This window comes from Spiroplasma alleghenense, assembly GCF_003363775.1.
Classification (GTDB): Bacteria; Bacillota_I; Bacilli_A; order Mycoplasmatales; family Mycoplasmataceae; genus Spiroplasma_B; species Spiroplasma_B alleghenense.
The window spans coordinates 786,911-805,674 of the sequence record NZ_CP031376.1 but is presented as its reverse complement, the minus strand read 5'-3'; the positions used below and the strand labels follow the sequence as shown (position 1 = coordinate 805,674).

At 30.0% G+C, this 18,764-nt stretch carries 16 protein-coding genes; 12 read left to right on the top strand and 4 right to left on the bottom strand.

The genetic code is table 4. The features are described 5' to 3' along the window. Positions 1 to 13 precede the first annotated feature (13 nt). The 3 genes from SALLE_RS03630 (at position 14) to SALLE_RS03620 (ending at position 3,882) form a co-directional block, all read left to right on the top strand. Positions 14 to 2,146 carry a PTS fructose transporter subunit IIABC gene (locus tag SALLE_RS03630; RefSeq protein WP_115558267.1) on the top strand — a complete coding sequence of 711 codons (2,133 nt, stop codon included), beginning with the start codon at positions 14 to 16 and terminating at the stop codon, positions 2,144 to 2,146. A 126-nt stretch (positions 2,147 to 2,272) separates the two neighbouring features. Further along, the gene (locus SALLE_RS03625) at positions 2,273 to 3,148 is read left to right on the top strand and encodes a hypothetical protein (protein WP_115558266.1); all 876 of its coding nucleotides are present in this window, start codon (positions 2,273 to 2,275) and stop codon (positions 3,146 to 3,148) included. A 20-nt stretch (positions 3,149 to 3,168) separates the two neighbouring features. Continuing rightward, positions 3,169 to 3,882 carry a hypothetical protein gene (locus SALLE_RS03620; protein ID WP_115558265.1) on the top strand — a complete coding sequence of 238 codons (714 nt, stop codon included), beginning with the start codon at positions 3,169 to 3,171 and terminating at the stop codon, positions 3,880 to 3,882. Positions 3,883 to 3,932: 50 nt separating this feature from the next. On the opposite strand, the gene SALLE_RS03615 is transcribed toward SALLE_RS03620, so the two are convergent. The 3 genes from SALLE_RS03615 to SALLE_RS03605 all read right to left on the bottom strand — a co-directional run bounded on the left by SALLE_RS03615 (position 3,933) and on the right by SALLE_RS03605 (position 8,555). Continuing rightward, entirely contained in the window at positions 3,933 to 4,847 is a 915-nt protein-coding gene (locus tag SALLE_RS03615) for a hypothetical protein (protein WP_115558264.1), read from the bottom strand. A gap of 200 nt (positions 4,848 to 5,047) precedes the next feature. Further along, the gene (locus tag SALLE_RS03610) at positions 5,048 to 6,712 is read right to left on the bottom strand and encodes an APC family permease (RefSeq protein WP_115558263.1); all 1,665 of its coding nucleotides are present in this window, start codon (positions 6,710 to 6,712) and stop codon (positions 5,048 to 5,050) included. Between the two features lie 73 nt (positions 6,713 to 6,785). Next, complete coding sequence (locus tag SALLE_RS03605) at positions 6,786 to 8,555, bottom strand: ribonuclease J (protein WP_115558262.1); 1,770 nt, start codon at positions 8,553 to 8,555, stop codon at positions 6,786 to 6,788. A gap of 193 nt (positions 8,556 to 8,748) precedes the next feature. On the opposite strand from SALLE_RS03605, the gene SALLE_RS03600 reads away from it, so the two are divergent. Together SALLE_RS03600 and SALLE_RS03595 are read left to right on the top strand one after the other, a co-directional pair. Beyond that, on the top strand, positions 8,749 to 9,087 hold the full coding sequence (locus tag SALLE_RS03600) for a hypothetical protein (protein ID WP_115558261.1): 339 nt from the start codon (positions 8,749 to 8,751) through the stop codon (positions 9,085 to 9,087). Positions 9,088 to 9,093: 6 nt separating this feature from the next. Beyond that, positions 9,094 to 9,630, top strand: a complete 537-nt coding sequence (locus SALLE_RS03595; RefSeq protein ID WP_115558260.1) for a hypothetical protein — start codon at positions 9,094 to 9,096, stop codon at positions 9,628 to 9,630. Here the strand turns inward: SALLE_RS03595 and SALLE_RS03590 are convergent. Then, the gene (locus SALLE_RS03590) at positions 9,625 to 10,227 is read right to left on the bottom strand and encodes a peptide deformylase (protein WP_115558259.1); all 603 of its coding nucleotides are present in this window, start codon (positions 10,225 to 10,227) and stop codon (positions 9,625 to 9,627) included. The two genes, SALLE_RS03595 and SALLE_RS03590, sit on opposite strands and share 6 nt — an antisense overlap. Positions 10,228 to 10,335: 108 nt before the next feature. On the opposite strand from SALLE_RS03590, the gene rsmD reads away from it, so the two are divergent. The 7 genes from rsmD to SALLE_RS03555 all read left to right on the top strand — a co-directional run bounded on the left by rsmD (position 10,336) and on the right by SALLE_RS03555 (position 18,747). Next, positions 10,336 to 10,896, top strand: coding sequence for a 16S rRNA (guanine(966)-N(2))-methyltransferase RsmD (gene rsmD, locus SALLE_RS03585; RefSeq protein WP_115558258.1), 561 nt, complete (start codon positions 10,336 to 10,338; stop codon positions 10,894 to 10,896). Then, positions 10,897 to 11,790 carry a guanylate kinase gene (gene gmk / locus SALLE_RS03580; RefSeq protein WP_115558257.1) on the top strand — a complete coding sequence of 298 codons (894 nt, stop codon included), beginning with the start codon at positions 10,897 to 10,899 and terminating at the stop codon, positions 11,788 to 11,790. It begins immediately after the preceding gene. A 9-nt stretch (positions 11,791 to 11,799) separates the two neighbouring features. Further along, the gene (gene rsmB / locus SALLE_RS03575; protein ID WP_115558256.1) at positions 11,800 to 13,068 is read left to right on the top strand and encodes a 16S rRNA (cytosine(967)-C(5))-methyltransferase RsmB; all 1,269 of its coding nucleotides are present in this window, start codon (positions 11,800 to 11,802) and stop codon (positions 13,066 to 13,068) included. A gap of 61 nt (positions 13,069 to 13,129) precedes the next feature. Beyond that, a complete protein-coding gene (locus SALLE_RS03570) occupies positions 13,130 to 15,076 on the top strand; it encodes a hypothetical protein (protein WP_115558255.1) in 1,947 nt (648 codons plus the stop codon). Positions 15,077 to 15,152: 76 nt separating this feature from the next. Beyond that, positions 15,153 to 16,829 carry a hypothetical protein gene (locus SALLE_RS03565; RefSeq protein WP_115558254.1) on the top strand — a complete coding sequence of 559 codons (1,677 nt, stop codon included), beginning with the start codon at positions 15,153 to 15,155 and terminating at the stop codon, positions 16,827 to 16,829. A gap of 104 nt (positions 16,830 to 16,933) precedes the next feature. Then, entirely contained in the window at positions 16,934 to 17,989 is a 1,056-nt protein-coding gene (rlmN, locus tag SALLE_RS03560) for a dual-specificity RNA methyltransferase RlmN (RefSeq protein WP_115558253.1), read from the top strand. Then, complete coding sequence (locus SALLE_RS03555) at positions 17,989 to 18,747, top strand: PP2C family protein-serine/threonine phosphatase (protein WP_115558252.1); 759 nt, start codon at positions 17,989 to 17,991, stop codon at positions 18,745 to 18,747. Before rlmN ends, SALLE_RS03555 begins: the two co-directional genes overlap by 1 nt. The last annotated feature ends 17 nt before the right edge of the window (positions 18,748 to 18,764 follow it).

Here is an 18,764-nt window from a genome sequence, read left to right as displayed (position 1 = left end):
AAAGGAGATATTTATGGAACTAAAAAATTTATTTAGTGCCCAAACTAGTTTCTTTGATGTTGATTTACAAACTCGTGAAGAGGTTATTGATTTTTTAGCAGCTAAGTTAGCTGAAGAAAATATTATTAATAACCAAAAAGCGTTTGTAACTGCCATCAAAAAACGTGAAGCTCAAGGTTCTACTGGAATTGGAGATGGAATTGCGATTCCACATGCTTTGGATAAATCTGTTAACCAAACTTGTGTAGCATTTGCAAGTCTAAAAAATCCAGTTGATTGAGATAGTTTGGATGGAAAACCAACTAAATTAGTATTTATGATTATGACTAATGGTAAAAATGGAGAAGAACATTTATCAGTCTTAGGTGATTTATCAACTTACCTAATGAAAGAAGAAAACCAAAAAGTCTTAATGAAAGCTAAAAAAATTACTGATTTAGAAAAAGTTTTTGGTGCACCAAAAAAAGAAGAAAAAAAATTAAAAGCCGGACAACACTATGATGTTGTTGGGATTACTGCTTGTCCAACTGGAATTGCTCACACATATATGTCAGCAGAAAAATTAGTTGAAGTGGCGGGAAAAATGGGATTAACTGTTAAAGTTGAAACCCAAGGACGCCGTGGAACTGAAAACCAATTAACAGCAGAAGACATTGAAAATGCTAAAGTACGAATCATTGCAATTGATAAACAAATTGATGGAATGGGACGTTTTAATGGTTTTGATGTTATTAAAACAAATACAAAAGATGTTATTTACAATGCTGAAACCTTAATTGAAGGATTCAAAAAGGGTGAAAAAGTTACAAAAATTCAAGGTGAAGCCAATGGTGGATCTGAGAGTGGAGGAAACTTTTCTCTAAAACAATTTGCCGATATTAAAGGAAATCTTCTTGGAGGAGTTTCAAAAATGTTACCATTTGTTGTAGCTGGGGGAATTATTCTAGGAATAGGATTTTTAATTGACTTTGCTGCAGGAAATGCAGATGCAGGAGGAGACTACGGAACTGTTAACTGAGTTGCGGGTTGATTCTCTGGGTTAGGAAAAGTTGCCATGGGAGCCATGGTACCAATTCTAGCAGCCTATATTGCTTATTCGATTATTGGCCCTCAAGGACTAATGCCTGGTTTTGTTGCCGGAGTTCTGGCTAACGGAGATGGTATGGTTTATGGTTCTCAAAAAACTGGTTGAGGTAATTTGTGAGGTAGAGTACTTCCAGAAGGATTGCCATTCTCTTCAGGATTCATCGGAGCCATGGTTGGTGCTTATTTAGCAGCCTTAATTGTCTTTGGATGAAGTAAGGCGTTTAGTAAAGTATCAAAAGGTTGAATGGGAGTAAGAGATATTGTTTTTGTTCCTGTTTTATCACTTTTAGGAATCGGGACAGCAATGTTTGCGATTAATATTCCATTAGGATATGTAATGTATGGAATCCAAGAAGGATTAACTTTACTATCAACTCCAAGTAAAACTGGGGGAGTTAACTTACTAATTCTGGTAGGTGCGCTTATCGGATTTATGATGTGTGTTGATATGGGTGGACCAATCAACAAAATTGCCTATACTCTAGGTACTATGACAGTTGGAGGGACTCTAGTTAATGGATTAGGGACTGAAACTGTTATTATGGCAGCTGCAATGGCTGGGGGAATGATTCCTCCATTAGGAATTGCAGTATGTACTTTATTATTTAAAAAAGTTTGATCTGTGGAGGATCGTGATGCTGCTAAAGCTAACTGATTAATGGGAGCTTGTTTCATTTCTGAAGGAGCAATTCCATTTATGGTTAAAGATCCCAAACGTGTGGCACTTTCAGCGATGGCTGGGGGATTTGTAACTGGATTAATTGTAGGAGCCTTTACAATAACCTTAGCAGCTCCTCACGGAGGGGTATTTGTTTTCCCATTATTAGAATCAAAAGCAGCAATGTTTAGCGGAAATAAAGGATTAGCGGTAGGAATGGGAGTAGCATTGTACATCTTAGCAATTGCAATCGGAACATTCACAATGGCTTTAATCTTAGGATTCTGAAAACTAGCTGATGAAAACAAAGCTAAATCAGAAAGCAAAGCAATTGAAGAAATTGCAACTAAAAAAACTAAAAAAGTAAAAGAAATTAAAGAAGCTAGTAAAGTAGCAGCTTAATTACTTAAATACAAAATACAACTCATTTCGGTTTTAACCATTTGGGTTGTATTTTTATTTTTAGCACTAATATCGCTTAAAAAAAGATTATTTTTAAGATAAAATAATATTTAATGGGGGTACATTATGAGCAATGAAAAGATAATGAAAAATTTGTCAAAAGCTGTTTTTGATGACTTCGATTGAATTACTAATTTTTTTCCACTAAATGGTCAAGTCTACGTCAGTGATAGCAACTTTGATAATGAAATTAATTTATTATGTGAAATTGATAAAAAGGTTTTGTTAGAAGAAGTTAAAATAAAAAAACCATGAAATCGCTACTTTTTAGCTCATCCCAGACCAAAAAGATTAAATGCTATTTCAGCAAGTCAAACCGATTTAAGAATTTGCTTAGCTAGTCCTGATTTCGTTCAAAACATTTTCATGTTTGATTTTAGTTACTTTGTGACATTTGTTCACAAAGATAAAGATATAACAACTACCCATACAAATCGTTATAATGGTAAATTTGAATTAATGTATCAGATGGTTGGTTTTGAAAATCATATTGCCATCTCGACATTAATAAATAAGGAAATAATTTATTTAAAAGATAATCAAACCAGAATTACTAAAAGATATAATTTTATCAACAATACCAGTGAAGAATTAAATTATAAAATTAAAAAAATAGTAGAATCAAAGGACGGTTTAGTCGTCTTAACAGATGAATTTGAGGTTTTTACTACTGATAAGCAATTGGAAAATTGAAAAATTTATGATGATAGTATCTTTGAAAAACAAATTAGCGTTTTTAGCGAAGAAGCCTTTTTAATGTCAGATAATGAAAATGGCAAAACTTACTGCTGTTTTCTAAATGAATCCAAGTCGCGCAAGGAAATCGTTGGAAAATACTTTTATCGATTAGAGTCTTTTGATCGAGAGTTAATTATTGGAAAACCACTTATTAATCGCTTTGGTGAAATAAACTATTACCAAGCTCCGTGATTTATATATTAATAGAATAGAGGTAAAATAAAATGTTTAATAACGAAAGATATGAGTGAATGTCAGAATTAAATGTCGGGGTAACTTTTGTAACCTGATTTTTCTTGTCATTCTCTCTATTTGTCTTATTCATTGGTCTGATAGTTAATTATTTTGTTGCTTGAAGAGGCAAGTCGGAAAAAACCTATCAAGAACTTTTTGATGAACTGAATTCTGATAACGGATATAGTGATATTAAAATGGTTAAATTAAAAAAAGGCTTAAGAATGCCGTTTAGAAATTATCGCCCAGTTATAAAAGAATACTATGTTAAACCGTGGGAATTAGAAAAGCAAAATTTATCAGCAACAATAAACTTGTTTTTTAACTATACTTTAATAATTGAAACAAGGGAGGGAAACTCTAAATTCCGTCGTAGCCTGTGATGAATGACTGGTTTTCACATCCTGGCTTTACTTTTAGGTTTAACAAGCATAATAATGGTAACAGCAACTCCTTATGGATTAGATGATGTAACACTTGGTTGAATTGATTTTTGACTACAGGTAGTTAATTATTGTGCTTTAGGACTTATTTTAATTTCTTGAATATCATTATCATTTATATTTGAATCTTTGGGAAAACAAATGACAGAAATGGCAATTCATTATTTACCAGATAAAGAATATAAAAAATTGAAGTTGATTGTTAATCTTTACGCGTTTTTCCCCTTAATGAAAAATCCATATTTAATTACTAGGCTATAAAAAAACATCGTTTAAAACGATGTTTTTACTTTTTATAAAGATTTTTATTATTAGCTAGTTTTTCAACTTGGAGTTCTTCCTTGTTTTTCTTCCGCGTTGGTTAATCCGGCAAATTCTTTCATTGTTACACCATTTTTGCTTCAAATTCCTTTAATTGTTGCTCAACAAATTTTAATTAGGAAAATTGAGTACATAATTGTAATTAAGCTGTTCATTCAAATTAAGAATTTCATTAAGAAATTTCTGTCATTTGATCTTGCAATGTCAGCAATTGCATCGATTATAGTTAAAATTGCTGAAATAATTTTTAGAATTAATTCTAATGTTACGATAAAGATAAAGATTCCTGCAATAAATTTCATGAATCCACTTTTTTCATAAGCTTCTGCTGAATTTTTCTTTCAGAAGAAGATACCCCCAACTAATCCTAGTGCAATAGCAGCTCCTGTAATTCCTAAGAAAATGTAACTTGCTAATTGAGCATCTTGAGTTGCGAATACATTAACCTTTAAAGCTGCAGCAATTGCAAAGTAACTTGCAATAAAGATTGAACCACCAATAACATAGTTTTTTGTGTAAACTTTAGCAATTTCGTTTCTTGGATTCAAAGTTGAATTTGAATCTACATTAGGAATTTTTGTTAACATTCATGGAGTTAAAAAACCTCCTAAAGTTAAGCTATAAACTGCTAACATAAAACGATTGGCAATAATATCTTCATCGCTTTTTGTTTTAACAAATTTTATTATTGTCATTCCAAAATAGATTGTTTTTCATAATGAATAAAATAAAAAAGCTAACACCATAACTAATAAAGTCTGTTCCACTGGTGTAAAATCATTCATTGCTAAACTAAAACCTTCTACATTACCAAAAAGTGCTGTGATGTAAAGTCCTAGAAAAAATACTGAGAAGAACATACCAATATAGTTATATATTATAATCCTTGATCTAACAGCTTGCATAATAATTTCCTCCTTTTCATAAAGATATTTTACTACATTAATAACAAATATTACAATTAAATTAATATTAATTATTATTACAATCAATCTATTTTAAAACAAAAAAATAGTTAAAATTGTTTAATTAAATATATCATATATTTGAAAAATAGCGAGTTTTTTCAAATAAAAATCCTGAACTAAATGTTCAGGATTTTTAATTAAGAATTTTGTAATTTTTTAGCTTTTTTTGCCTGTAAATGATTATTTTTAATCTCTAGTCAGTATTCATCAATTTTCTTTTCTTCTTCCATTATTGTTTGGATTTCAGTTTCGTTAAGAATTCTAAAGTTAAGATTAATTTCTTCCATTTTAGAAACTCCATCTGGGTTTGCAAGTCATTTAGCTCTTTTTGGTTTGTAGTATAAGTAGTAAATTCCAAAGATGGCTGCAATTACTCCCAAGAAATAAATAATAGGAATAATAGCCCCTAAAACGTCTGAAATACCATTACCCGAACCAATTCCGTTCATTGATTCAATTCCCTTGATTAATTGTCTTATACGATCGAAGAAGTACATAAAGAATTGAAGGACTAAGAATGCCAAGGCTATAATTCAACCGGTATTTTCATACCAAGTTGTTTTAATATTTTTACGCATTCCTTGAATTAAAACGGTTCCTAAAACCATCAAGTAAACCGAAATCAACATAATTGAGGTAGCGGCAGCTATTGTTGCGTAATCAAATGGTGAAGCATTACCTGTGGCACCTTCGATAATATCAGGAATTAACATAAATAATATAAATGTAATAGCAACAATTCCGATTGAAGTAATTACTCCAGCAACAGGAACGTTTTCTTTATTTTTAATTGATACTTTTTCTGGTAAAAAACCTTGTGAAGCCATTGGTTCTAAGGCGCTTCCTCCAAATAGGGTAACTTGCAGATTTGAGTTAAATCTCATTAAAACTGTACATAAAATTACAATTCATCCTCCAAATGCCTTTAAGAAGGGACTTGACTGACCAAATACTTGAATATTTGGATTTTCATCAAATCCTGAAGTTACAGCTCCCATTAAAATTAAAGTGAAGACAATATAGAAGATTGTTGTTGCAATCATAATAATTGTCATAGCAATAGGCATATTTTTACCACGATTTTTAATATTATTTCCTACTGTTATAAAGCTTTCAAGTCCACAAAAGGCGAAAAAACAAGAAACAAAGGCGTTATTAAAATTAAAGAATGTTAAATCAATGTTTTCAGGATTTGAGTAGTGTTCTAGTCCACTAAAACCGTTGCCAGAGAAAACAACAATCCCCACAATCATAATTAATATAGTAATAGATCAAGTCATATATCCAATTACATTTGCAACAATTTTATATTTACGAATTCCAAAAAATAAAATAGCTGCAGCAACTGAGTAGATTGCTAATGAAATTAAGTCCAGGTATAACTTACCTCATGAACCTCAAATTCCGTTTTTACCAAATAACTCTATCACAGAACCTGATCCAAAGTTATTTCTCACCATTGTTACTAATAAACCCATAGCAACCAAGGGGATAACTGCATAGTTAATTAGACCCATAAATAGACCTCAAAAATCACCAAATGCAGTTCGAACATATTGGCTAGCCCCTCCGTTTGCGGTTGGGTGAACCTTTATTAAACGAGCAAACGCTCAAGCACAGATAAAGGCAACAAGTCCCTCGATGGCAAAAATTCATAAAATATGAATTCCAACACCTTTAGCAGCCTCATTATCGCTGCTTCCAACAATAGAAGCAAAACTGGCTGTAAAAGTGATACCAGCAATGAAACTAAAACCTAATCAAATTAGAGTTGGTAAACCCATTCTTGTATCTTTTTTCATATTTCCTCCTATTTTTTTAATAAAAAAGCATTATTATTTTAAAAATAATAAATGCTAGTTTTCCAGATTAAGTTTATTTTTTATTTAAAATAACTGGAATAATTAATGGATTTCTTCGTTTAAATTTAAAAATATATGGTGAAAGTGATTGTTTAATTGCTGACTTAATTGCTCCAAATGTTGGTTTTGGTGAGTTCAAGACCTCCATAACTGCATTTGTAACAATATTAATTGATTCATTAATTAAATTTCCGCTTTCCCTTACATAGAAACTACCACGAGAAATAATTTTTGGTTGATACAATAGTTTATTTTGTTGAGAATCAATTGAAACTACAACTGCCATTAAACCATCTTTACTTAAAATATCACGTTCACGGATTATATTGCTTGCCTGTCCTGTCATATCTTTACCATCTACATAAATGGCTTCAGCAGCGACGCGTTTCCCGATTTGGGCTTTTCCGTTGAGCATTTCAATTTGATCACCGTTTGCTACAACAAAGACATTATCTTCTGCCACGTTAACAGACACAGCGGTTTGGCCGTGAACCTTAAGCATTCGATAATCTCCGTGCATTGGCATGAAGTAGTGGGGTTTTAGTAGAGTAAATAGTAGTTTTTGTTCTTCTTGACTTGCATGTCCTGAAGTATGGATGCGGTTCTCTGGTGAGTTTTCAATTACCAAAGCCCCTAAACGAGTTAATTTATTAACAACATTTTCAACATCTGCACGATTACCAGGAATTGGTGAAGAAGATAAAATTACAGTATCACCAGGAATTATATTAACTGATTGGTGCTCTCCACGAGACATTCTTGATAAAGCAGCCATTGGCTCACCTTGACTACCAGTACAAATAATCATAACTCGATTTGCTGGATGGTTATTAATATCTTGAGTTTTAATAAAAGCTTTTTCACTAATTTTTAAGTGTCCCATTTGACGAATAATTTTAATAATTCGTTCTAAGCTACGACCAATAACTGCGATTTTGCGACCATATTTGTTAGCAGTTTCAACAATATGTTGAATCCTGTGAACATTACTAGCAAAACTGGCAATAATAATTCTTTGTTTTGATTTTAAGAAAATCCCATCAATGTTTTCAATAACTTTTTTCTCACCAAGAGTATAACCCTCAACTTCAGCATTGGTTGAATCTGCTAAAAGCATTTCAACACCTTTATTTCCCATTTCAGCTAAACGACTAACGTTGGCGCTATGCCCTAATGGAGTTCAGTCAAATTTGTAGTCCCCAGTTGAAAAGATGTTTCCATTTGGTGTTTCAACAAAAATTCCAAAAGCATCAGGAATTGAGTGATTTAAAGCTGCATAAGAAACTGTAAAACTTGCTGATTTTCAAACATCATCTTCGGTATATTCTTTGATAATGGTTTTATTTAAGAGTTTGTGCTCTTTTAGACGGTCTCTAATTAAAGCGGCTGCTAATTCTGGAGCATAAATAATTGGAATATTAACTTGTTTGACCAAGTAGGGAATTCCTCCGATGTGGTCTTCGTGACCGTGAGTTATAAATAGGGCTTTTACTTTGTTATTATTTTCTTTTAAGTAAGAATAATCTGGGATTACCGCACTTACACCAAGCATACCTGGATCGGGAAATTTAACTCCAGCATCAATCATAATGATTTCTTCATCGTGTTCAATTACATAAGTATTTTTACCAATTTCTTCAAGTCCTCCTAAAGCAAAAACTTTAGTGGGGATTTTGTTATTACGTAAATGCATTTTACTAGTATTTGTCTTAATAACCCCAATTGAAGAATCTGATATTTCAGTACCTTCAACAGGCTTTTCGTTATTTTTAATATCTTTCATTTTTATTTTCCTTCCGTTTTTAATTGTAATTTACAAGCTTTTTTATTATTTAAACTCTTTGTTTGTTAGTATGCATAACTTATTAAGATATTATCATAAAATAATAATATTAATTTGATAATTATTATTTTTATTTATTAATAATTGCTTTGCGTTAGTAAAAGTGTTTATAATTAATCAAGGAGAATTTAACATGGATTTTTTAGTACTTTTAGTAACCCAAGAGCAATGACAACAGTTCGGATTAGATACTCTATCTGGACTTTTAGGCGGTCTTTTTACAAGTTTAATATTGTGATTTTTGACTTCCAGATTTTTGGCTCGTGTCAAGCATACAAAAAATGTTGACCGTAAACTTCAAGCTCAAAGAAATCAAAGAAAAAAAACATTATCTTTAAAAAATCCACATTATGCTAAAATCCACTTCATTAAATCTCAATTAGGTAATGACATTATTGATGAAAAACTTTTTAACCAAGCTCAAGAACTTGATAAATTTTGTCGTGGTGAAAATTCAAAATGAATGGAGTAGGTTAAGATGTCTTGAAAAAACGATTTATTTAAACAAGTTAATAGCTTATTAAACGAAAAACTCATTATTTTGATTAATGAGTATTTAGATTTAAAAACCCGCAAAATTGAACAAATCTATGACAACCAGTTAGCAGTAATTATTGAAATTTTAATTATTGCTTTAGATGATCAAATGAATTTTAGTTATACAAGTATTATAAACAGCAAGTCTTCACTGACTCCAATTTTTATTAGAAAAAATCAAGACGAGTTTGATGTGTTTTTAACTGAATTTGATCAAAAAGTTCAAGAAAAAAGATTAGATTTACAAAACCTTGATTTAATAAAAGTTTTTGACGGGATTTTGATTAACTTAGCTTGCAAGGTCTTGATTGAAGATAATAAAAAAAGCCAAACCGTAAAACTCGTGTTTGACCAATTAAATATTAATAATGAACAGTTTGAAAGTGAAACTCATACTTCTGATTCTAATTTGTTACAAATTCAAAAGAAAATGCTAGAAATCAGTGCTTGAGCATTATTTGCTAAGCAAGTACTATAATAAGATTCAATCGTCCCCAACAAAACTGGGGTCTTTTTCATTGATTAAATCATAGTATAAACGTCCTTGATTATGTTGAAGTTCGTGTTGAAATACCACAGCTTTATAACCTCTAAGGTTATATTCTACTAGTTGACCAGTAAAATAATCAATACCAGTGACACTAATTTTATAACTACGAGGAACAATGCCTTCGTGATCACTATCCACACTTAAGCATCCTTCACCACCATCAAGAGCCACAATTTGTGGACTTGAAGCAGTTATTTTACCATTAATAATGGCAAATTCTTCGGGTTCCTCACCTTCACCTCATTCAAAACGGGCAAAAAACATATTGGTATTGCTACCAATTTGAGGAGCTGCTAAACCAACGGCTGGACGTAAATAGTCACCATTATTTTTTTGATTTAAAGTTTTACACTGACTCAATCTCACAAAATCAATTAGTTTTTGCATTACCAAATTATTTTCCTCATTCAAGGGAACTAAAACATCCTCACTAGTGGCACGAATGATTTGTGGATTTGTGTCCTTAACTAATCATTTGTTAGTGGGGCGTTCGCTTTGTAGTAAATCTTTATAAGTCATATCCATAGTTTTAACCTCTTACTTTGATAATTATAGCAATTATTTTATTTTAATCACATAAAAAATAGTCTTACAGGTGGAATTTTAGTATAATTATTTAATAGTAGGTGTGAAATGAAGGTTATTAGCGGAAAATATCGTGGTCGTCAATTAATTGCACTTGAGGGTCAAAACACTCGTCCAACAAGTGCGCGAGTAAAAGAGGATATGTTTAATATCTTATCAAATTGATTCATTTACGAAAATAAAGTTTCATTGGATTTATTTGCCGGGAGCGGAGCTTTATCAATTGAAGGTTTAAGTCGCGGAATCAAATTTGCTTATATAAACGATTGACATGCCCCCGCCTTACAAGTAGTTAAGAAAAATTTACGAACAATTTCTGAACAGGATTACAAAATTTTTAACTGAGATTTCAAACGAGTTTTGGATTACTTGGGAGAAACTAAAAAGCAAGTTGATTTGATTTATTTAGATCCACCATTTCCACAAATTAATTATTATTATGAATTTTTTGAAAAGATTAGTCAGCAAAATATTTTAGCAGTTAATGGTGTAATTTTAACTGAGGCTCCAGAAAAACTAGACTTAGATAAAATTAAAAACCTTAACTTGTTAAAATATAAAGATTTTAAAAATAAACATTTTTACTTATTTCGATTGGAGGAAAATTAAATGAAACAAAAACCTGGTAGGATTATCATTCTCTCTGGACCAAGTGGCGTGGGTAAAGGAAGTGTTAATAATGAATTGTTTAAAGATAAAAATCTGAATTTAACTTATTCAGTTTCAATGACCACAAGAGCACCACGAGAAGGTGAAGTTGACGGGGTTAATTACTTCTTTGTTACCAGAGAATATTTTGAAGAACAGATTAAAAAAGATGCCTTTATTGAATGTGCAGAATTTATTGGTAATTACTATGGGACTCCAAAATCTTATGTTTACGAACAAATTCAAGCTGGTAAAAATGTTATTTTAGAAATTGAAGTAAAAGGGGCGATGCAAGTTTTAGCTCAAGATACTAAGAAAGAAATTCTATCAATTTTCTTAATGCCCCCAAGTTTAACTGAGTTAAAAAATCGTATTAAAAAAAGAGGAACTGAAAGTTCGGAAATAATCAAACAACGTATGGACAAGGCTTTATTAGAAATCCCGTTGAAATGAAACTATCAGTATGTAATTGAAAATGATAACTTAATTAATGCCGTTGATAAAATCAAAGATGTTTTGCAAAAAGAAGATGCTCTATGTAGTGACGCTCGTCAAAGTCGCTATTGATACTTATTTGGTGTTGTTAAAGAGGTTATTACAATGCGTTACTTATACTTTGTAGAGAATTGAAAATTAAATGTTTTAGAATTAGTTGAAGATAATCATCGTGTTAAAAGTGAAGATTTTGATTTCATGAACCATTTAACTGTAATTTTAAGTGATCGTATTTATGAGGATGTTTTAGCCCACGGGTTTGTTAACAGTTTGGTTGATAAAGATTTTATTAGTAAAAAAGTTGAAAAATTAATGTTAGAAGTTGATTTTTTCAGTTTGAAACAAACTAAATTAGATTAGGAGAGCATTATGAATAGTCGTAAGCAAGCATTAGAAATTCTTTTTGAAGTTTTTTTAAACAAACAATATTCTAATGTTTTGTTGAGTAAAATTTCTAGTGCTAAACAAATTTCCTCAGTTGATAAGCAGTTCATTTACACACTAGTTTATGGAACAATAAAACACAAAATTTTTATTGAGTATGTTGTTAATAAATTAATTAATCCCGATAAGACTCCAAAAAAAATTCAAGTTATTTTATGAATGAGTGTTTTTCAAATGATTCATTTAAAAAATATTCCTGATTATGCAATTGTTAATGAAGCGGTTGAATTAACCAAGCAAGTAACACCGAAATTTGCCGGTTTGGTTAATGGAGTGTTAAAAAGATTTTTAACAGAGCAAAAAGAACTGCTAAAAGTTGATATAAAAAATAAACAAAATATTAAACCACTAAGTTTAAGTTTTCCTTTCTGATTATTTAAAAAAATATCTCGTGATTATAGTTTAGATGTTGCCTTAAAGGTGGCAGAAAATTCTTTACAGAAGGCTAAAATTGCTGTTCGAGTTAACTCTTTAAAAGGGAATATTGATGATATTTTTAAACGCTATCATGAAGAATATAACTTTAAATATTCTGAGGTCTGTCATGATTCATTGATTTCAGAACGTAGTGTAATTGACTCAGATTTATTCAAGGATGGGGAAATTACTATTCAAGATGAGGCTTCAGCTTTGGTTTGTCAAGTTTTAAATCCTCAACCAAATAGTAAAATTTTGGATATGTGTTCAGCTCCGGGAGGTAAATTAACTCACTTAGCAGCTTTAACAAATAATCAAGCTCAAATTACTGGTTGTGAAATTAGTGAAAAAAAAATAAAGTTAATCAATCAAAACATTGCTCGACTTGGAGTTGAAAATGTCAAAATTATTAATCAAGATGCATCCCAAATAGTTGGTGAAAACCAATTTGACTACATTGTTTTGGATGCCCCTTGTTCGGGATTTGGTGTCTTAAAGCGTAAGCCAGAAATTAAACTTCAATCATTTACCACTGAGCATTTACAAAATATTTATCAAACTCAAAAAAAATTACTACAAAGAGCTTTTGAATTATTAAAACCTGGAGGGGAAATGGTCTACTCTACTTGCACTATCAATCTTGATGAGAATCAAAACCAGATAAAACTATTACAAGAAAATAATGAAAAAGCGGTTGTTCTTGAGGAAATTCAAATTTTTGGATTTGAAAAAAATACTGACGGCTTTTATATTTGTAAGTTAACTAAAAATAATTAAAACAAGAAATTTTGGTATTTTTTGTTTTTTTTTGCGAATTATTTATAGGAGATTTTAAAAAATGAAAGCCAACTATTTATTAGGTTATAAAATATTAACACCTTTTTTAATATCAAGTCCCTTATTGGGTATTAGCAATAATTTAATAATTAAAGATAACAGAAAAGATTTTATCGAACCGAATATGAGTAGGTCTTTAAATTTGAATACGACTCGTAAATTTAAAAAAAGCGAATATAAAACGATTGAATTGAACAGAAATAAAACTATGAATGTTCCAAGAGTGAGCATAAAAGCAAATCCCGGGTTTTTTCAAAAAGCATATCCAAGAGATGAAAAATCTGATAAATTCACATTTAGTTATAAAAATACAGAATTTAGCAAAAATAACTATCTTGCTGCCAATTTTAAAATGGACTATTCAGCAAAGTGATTTGTTAGAAATGCTTACGGAAAATTAGAAAGTAAGTTTTTTAATAAAATATTTTCAATCCCGATTGTTAAAAACTCTGCTGAATATCCGACGGTAGTCGCGGACACTTCCAAAGGAAATCCTAATAGTAAGGTTAAGTATTTTGCATCAATGTGTATTGATAATAATTTTACTTCTGAATACGTGAGTTTAGAAATGAAACACAGTACTGAAATGGTAAAAAATCCTTGAAGAGAAACTTTATATATTGAATCAGAAGCGAGTTTTAGTATTTCTAATTTTGTAATCGAGTATGTTCCAAAAAAACAAAAAGTAATTGAGCAAGAAACGTTAGATTTAAGTAAAATAAATTTTGAAAAAATTTCAATCGATTTTCAAGCTCATTTTACAGCAATCGAAAATAGAAAAAAAATCAAGGAAGTTATTGAAAGTGCGATAAATGAAATTATAAATAAGCAATTAAAAATAAATTTAAAATTTTCAATAAGCGAAATACCAGTTGATTTAATTTTGAACGCAATTAACAATCAAGAAAAAAATATTGTCTTTGATATTGAAGTTTCGGGAGCTGATTCAGTAAAAATCAAAAACAAATCCAAGATAAAAGTTAATTTGGAATTTAAATATGATCAGTATTTGAAAGAAAAAGGTTTATTAGATAGCGAATCTTTAACCAAAGAACCAGAAAAAGATGTAGAACAGTCTATGTCAAAACAAGAACCTGAGAAAAAACCAGTTGGAATTCCTTCTCCAATCCTGATAACTAAGCCTGAACCTATAAAAAATGGACCTACAAAACCTTATGTTCATGCACTTTTAGAATCGATTTTCTTTCCGATTCCTGAGCCAGAAATTGAAACTGTTCAGGAAAATGAAATTAAAGATACTTTTGAATTTGAAAAACCAATTAAAAAACCAGAAAATTCACAAGTTCAGAAACCAGAAGTACTTAATAACATAAAAATAGAAACTTCAGAACCTTCAATGGAAATTTTGAATGCTTCAAATAATTTGGTAACAATTCCACCAAATCCTACTAATTCAAATCCAATACCGGCAACCAAACCAAATAAAATACCAACTTCATTAGTTCAGATTCCTAAACCTGTCATTAATGAAACTGATGAAGACATACCAGTTGGTGAAAATATTTCTTTTGACTTAAATTTGCTTATTCAAAAGGAAATTAAATTAGATCAAAAAGATTTAAACAAAGATTTTGTAATTGAACAAATAACCAAATTAATAAAAGATGAATCTAAAATAGAGTCCTTAACAATTAATAAAGATTTTAAATTGGAAAAATTAACAGAACAGTTGAAAAGCGGTTCATCTGAAAATAATCTCAGTATTTTAATAACTCCAGTTTCAAAAATGCTAAAAGGAGAAAATAAAATAGATATCTTAATAAATGATAAAACTAATAATAGTGAGACAAATTCGAAAAAAATAAACCAAATAATGATTCTGGCAGGAGCTTCAATTTTGGGTTTAATAGTTTTGGGTACAGCCGTTTGGTACATTACAAGAATGATTAAATCCAAGCCGATCAAAAAAGAAAATTTAGAAGATTAGTTGAATTAAAAATTAAAGCAAGAAATATTGAGATTTCTTGCTTTTTTTGCGAATTATTTATAGGAGATTTTAAAAAATGAGAACCAGTTATTTACTATTGTATAAATTTATCACCCTATTTTTTTTATTAAGCCCTTTATTTATGACAAACTTTCATTATATTGACAAAGGAGCAAAAGAATTCCTGCAAGAACAACCGATTGGCAGACCGAAGCCTATAAATAAAAATTTTATATCCTCAAGAAAATCTGTTATGGATTGAAAAAAAATTAATTTAAAAAGTTCTATTTGAGCCAGACCTATAAAAGTTGACTCTGTTCCTGGTTTTTTTGAAAAAGCATATCCAGAAGATTCAGATGACTATAACTTTGATATTAAGTACTCAGATTTGAAGTGAGATATGGAAAATGTTTCAAGAGCGAGATTTAGATTTAATTATTTAATAAATTTTTCAAGAATAAATATATATGGAGAATACGAAAGTAACAGTTATCACAATGACATCAGTGTTGATTTTGATATGGAAGAAAGGTATTACAATCTTGTTCACGCTATAAAAGGTACCCCTTATAGCAATATTACTTATAAAGCTGAAATAAATTACAAAAACTTTTTAGATTTAGGAAAAATAAGAGTGAACCTAAAGCACAGTATAAGCATGAGAAAAGATCCCTGAAGAAATACTTTATTTAAACAAGGAAGGGCCGACTTTGAAGCTTCAGATCTTAGAATTGAATACATAAATGTTGCTGCATCTAAAATGAAACATGAGTTTATTGATTTAAGCAAAGTTAAAAAACAAACAATTACCTTGGAAATTCAATCGTATTTGAATTCGATCGAAAATAAAAAAAATCTTAATAGAAAAATTCAAGATCTAGTTAATAAAAATTTAAATAGAGAGCTTAACTTAGATACTGAATTTTTGATAAGTACTTTACCATATGATTTGATTGAAACTGCTATAAAAAACAATCAAAAAGTCTTAAAATTTACCATTGAGGTTTCTTCCTCAGATTTAAATAAAATAATAAATAAAACTCAAATTATTGTTGAATTAAATATTAATTACGATAAACATTTAAAAGAAAATGCAAATGAAAAGACAGAAAATTCCAACGTAACTAATGAAATTTCAGGAGATACCACAATTGATAATTTCACAAACAAACCTCTAATAAAACCTAATTTAGTTGCCGAGACCAAACCAACAAGCTTGGCTGTGACAAAACCTTTGATAGAACCAAGTGTTAGACCCGTAGCTAATGAACTTAAGCTACCTGAATCAGTAATTTTACCAAAGCCGTTAGTTACAAATGAGCCTTTTGACTTGAGCTTAATTAGTCAAAAAGAAATTAAATTAGAGCAGCAAGATTTAAATAGGGATTTTATTACTGAACAAATAACCAAATTAATAAGAGATGAATCTAAAATTGAGTTTCTAACAATTAATAAAGATTTTAAATTAGAAAGGGTTTTTGAAAAGTCAAGAAGTAATTCACCAGTAAATAGAGGTAGTATTTTAATAAAACCAATTTCAAATTTGTTAAAGGGGGAGAGTAAAATAGATATTTTATTAAATGCTAAAACTAGCGTAGTTGATAGCAATTCAAAAAAAATAAAAGAAATTATGATAATTGTCGGTTCTTCAACATTGGGATCAATAGTACTTGGAGCTGCAATTCTATACATCAAAAAAATGATAAAAGCAAATCATAATAATAAAGAAGTAACCAGAGACCGATTAAATTAAATATATTAGAAGTCCCTTTGGGGATTTTTTATTATTTAGATACTCCTTGTTTTAAACTTTTTAAGCTAACAACTATGATATAATTAAAAAGGAGATTTTTTGCAATGAATAATATTTTAAAATACACTAATAAACAATTGCAAGATTTACTTGCTGAAAATAATTTTAAGAAGTTTAATGCTGATCAAATTTTTGAATGAATTTATTTAAAAAATGAGCTTGATTTTCAAAAAATGACTAACCTAAGTTTAGAATTAAGAAAATTTCTAAATGAAAATTTTAATTCACAATTGTTAGAAGAGCTTGTTTGTCAAGAATCAAATGACGGAACGGTTAAATTTTTATTCAAACTTTGTGATAACAGATCAATTGAGACGGTTCTAATGCCTCAATCTTATGGTCAATCAGTTTGTGTAACTACACAAGTTGGGTGCAATATGGGTTGTACTTTCTGTGCTTCAGGAATTATCAAAAAAATTCGTAATTTAGATGTGGATGAAATTGTAGCTCAAGTTTACTACGTAAATCGATATTTGAAAAACAAATACCCAAATGATACTACAGGTAAAAACCGAGTTAGCCATATTGTTGTTATGGGTATTGGTGAACCCTTAGATAATTATGAAAATACCTTAAATTTTATTAATATTTTAAATTCACCTAAGGGTTTTGGAATTGGTGCTCGACATATCACAGTATCAACTTGTGGATTAGTTCCGAAAATAAAGGCTTTTGCAGATTTACAATTACAAGCAAATCTAGCAATCTCGCTACACGCTCCAAATGATGAAATTAGAAATCAAATAATGCCAATTAACAAGGCCTTTCCGCTGGTTAAGTTAATGGAAGCAGTTGATTATTATATTGCCAAGACTAATCGAAGAATTACTTTTGAATACATTTTAATTGATAAAGTAAATGACTCGGTGGAGAGTGCGCATCAATTAGCCGCCTTAATTAAGGGTAAAAATGCTTATGTCAACTTGATTCCTTATAATGAGGTTCACGAAAATCCTTTTAGAAAATCAACAAATATAGATAATTTTTTCAAAGCATTAAAATCAAAAAAAATAAATTGCATAGTAAGAAAAGAGTTTGGCGCAGATATAGATGCGGCATGTGGTCAGTTGCGAGCAATTAGAGAAGGGATATTAAAATAATGAAATACAAACATGCAAAACTTACAGATATTGGTAATTATCGTAAAATGAATCAAGATAACTTAGACTTTTTTGAGAATTCAAGAGGAGAAGCATTTGGAATCGTATGTGACGGAATGGGTGGCCATGCCCATGGTGAAGTTGCCAGTAAAATGGCTGTTGATAAATTTGCTAAAATATTTGAATCACAAAATTTTGATGGTCTAGATAATAATCAAATTAACCGTTGATTGAGAAACTCTGTTACAGATATTTTAAATGATATGATTGATTATGCGGATCAAGATTTAACTACAAAAGATATGGGTACCACTTTGACAGCAATTCTTTTCGCCAATAACTGCGCTTATGTTATTAATGTTGGTGATTCAAGAACATACAAAGTTGTTGATAATCGTTTATTTCAAGTTTCTCAAGATCAAAACCTGTGAAATTCAACTCCAGAAGCTGAAAGAAAAGATATTCAAATGAGTGGAATGTATGATAAAGCGACTGAAGTTACGTTTTGAAAAGTTCTTACAAGTGCTTTAGGACCTGCTAAAACATTAAGAATAGATACTTATTTCATCGAAGATCCTAAAGGTATTTATATTTTAACAACTGATGGAGTTCATGATTATATGGATGAGGATATTGTTGTAAGTACGCTATTAAATCCAAAGCAAAAAATGAAGGAAAAAGCTCATTTAATAATCGAGGATGCAAAAGATAACATGTCAACAGATAATCTGTCGATTTTAATAATTGAAGTAGAGTAATTTAATCTACTTTTTGT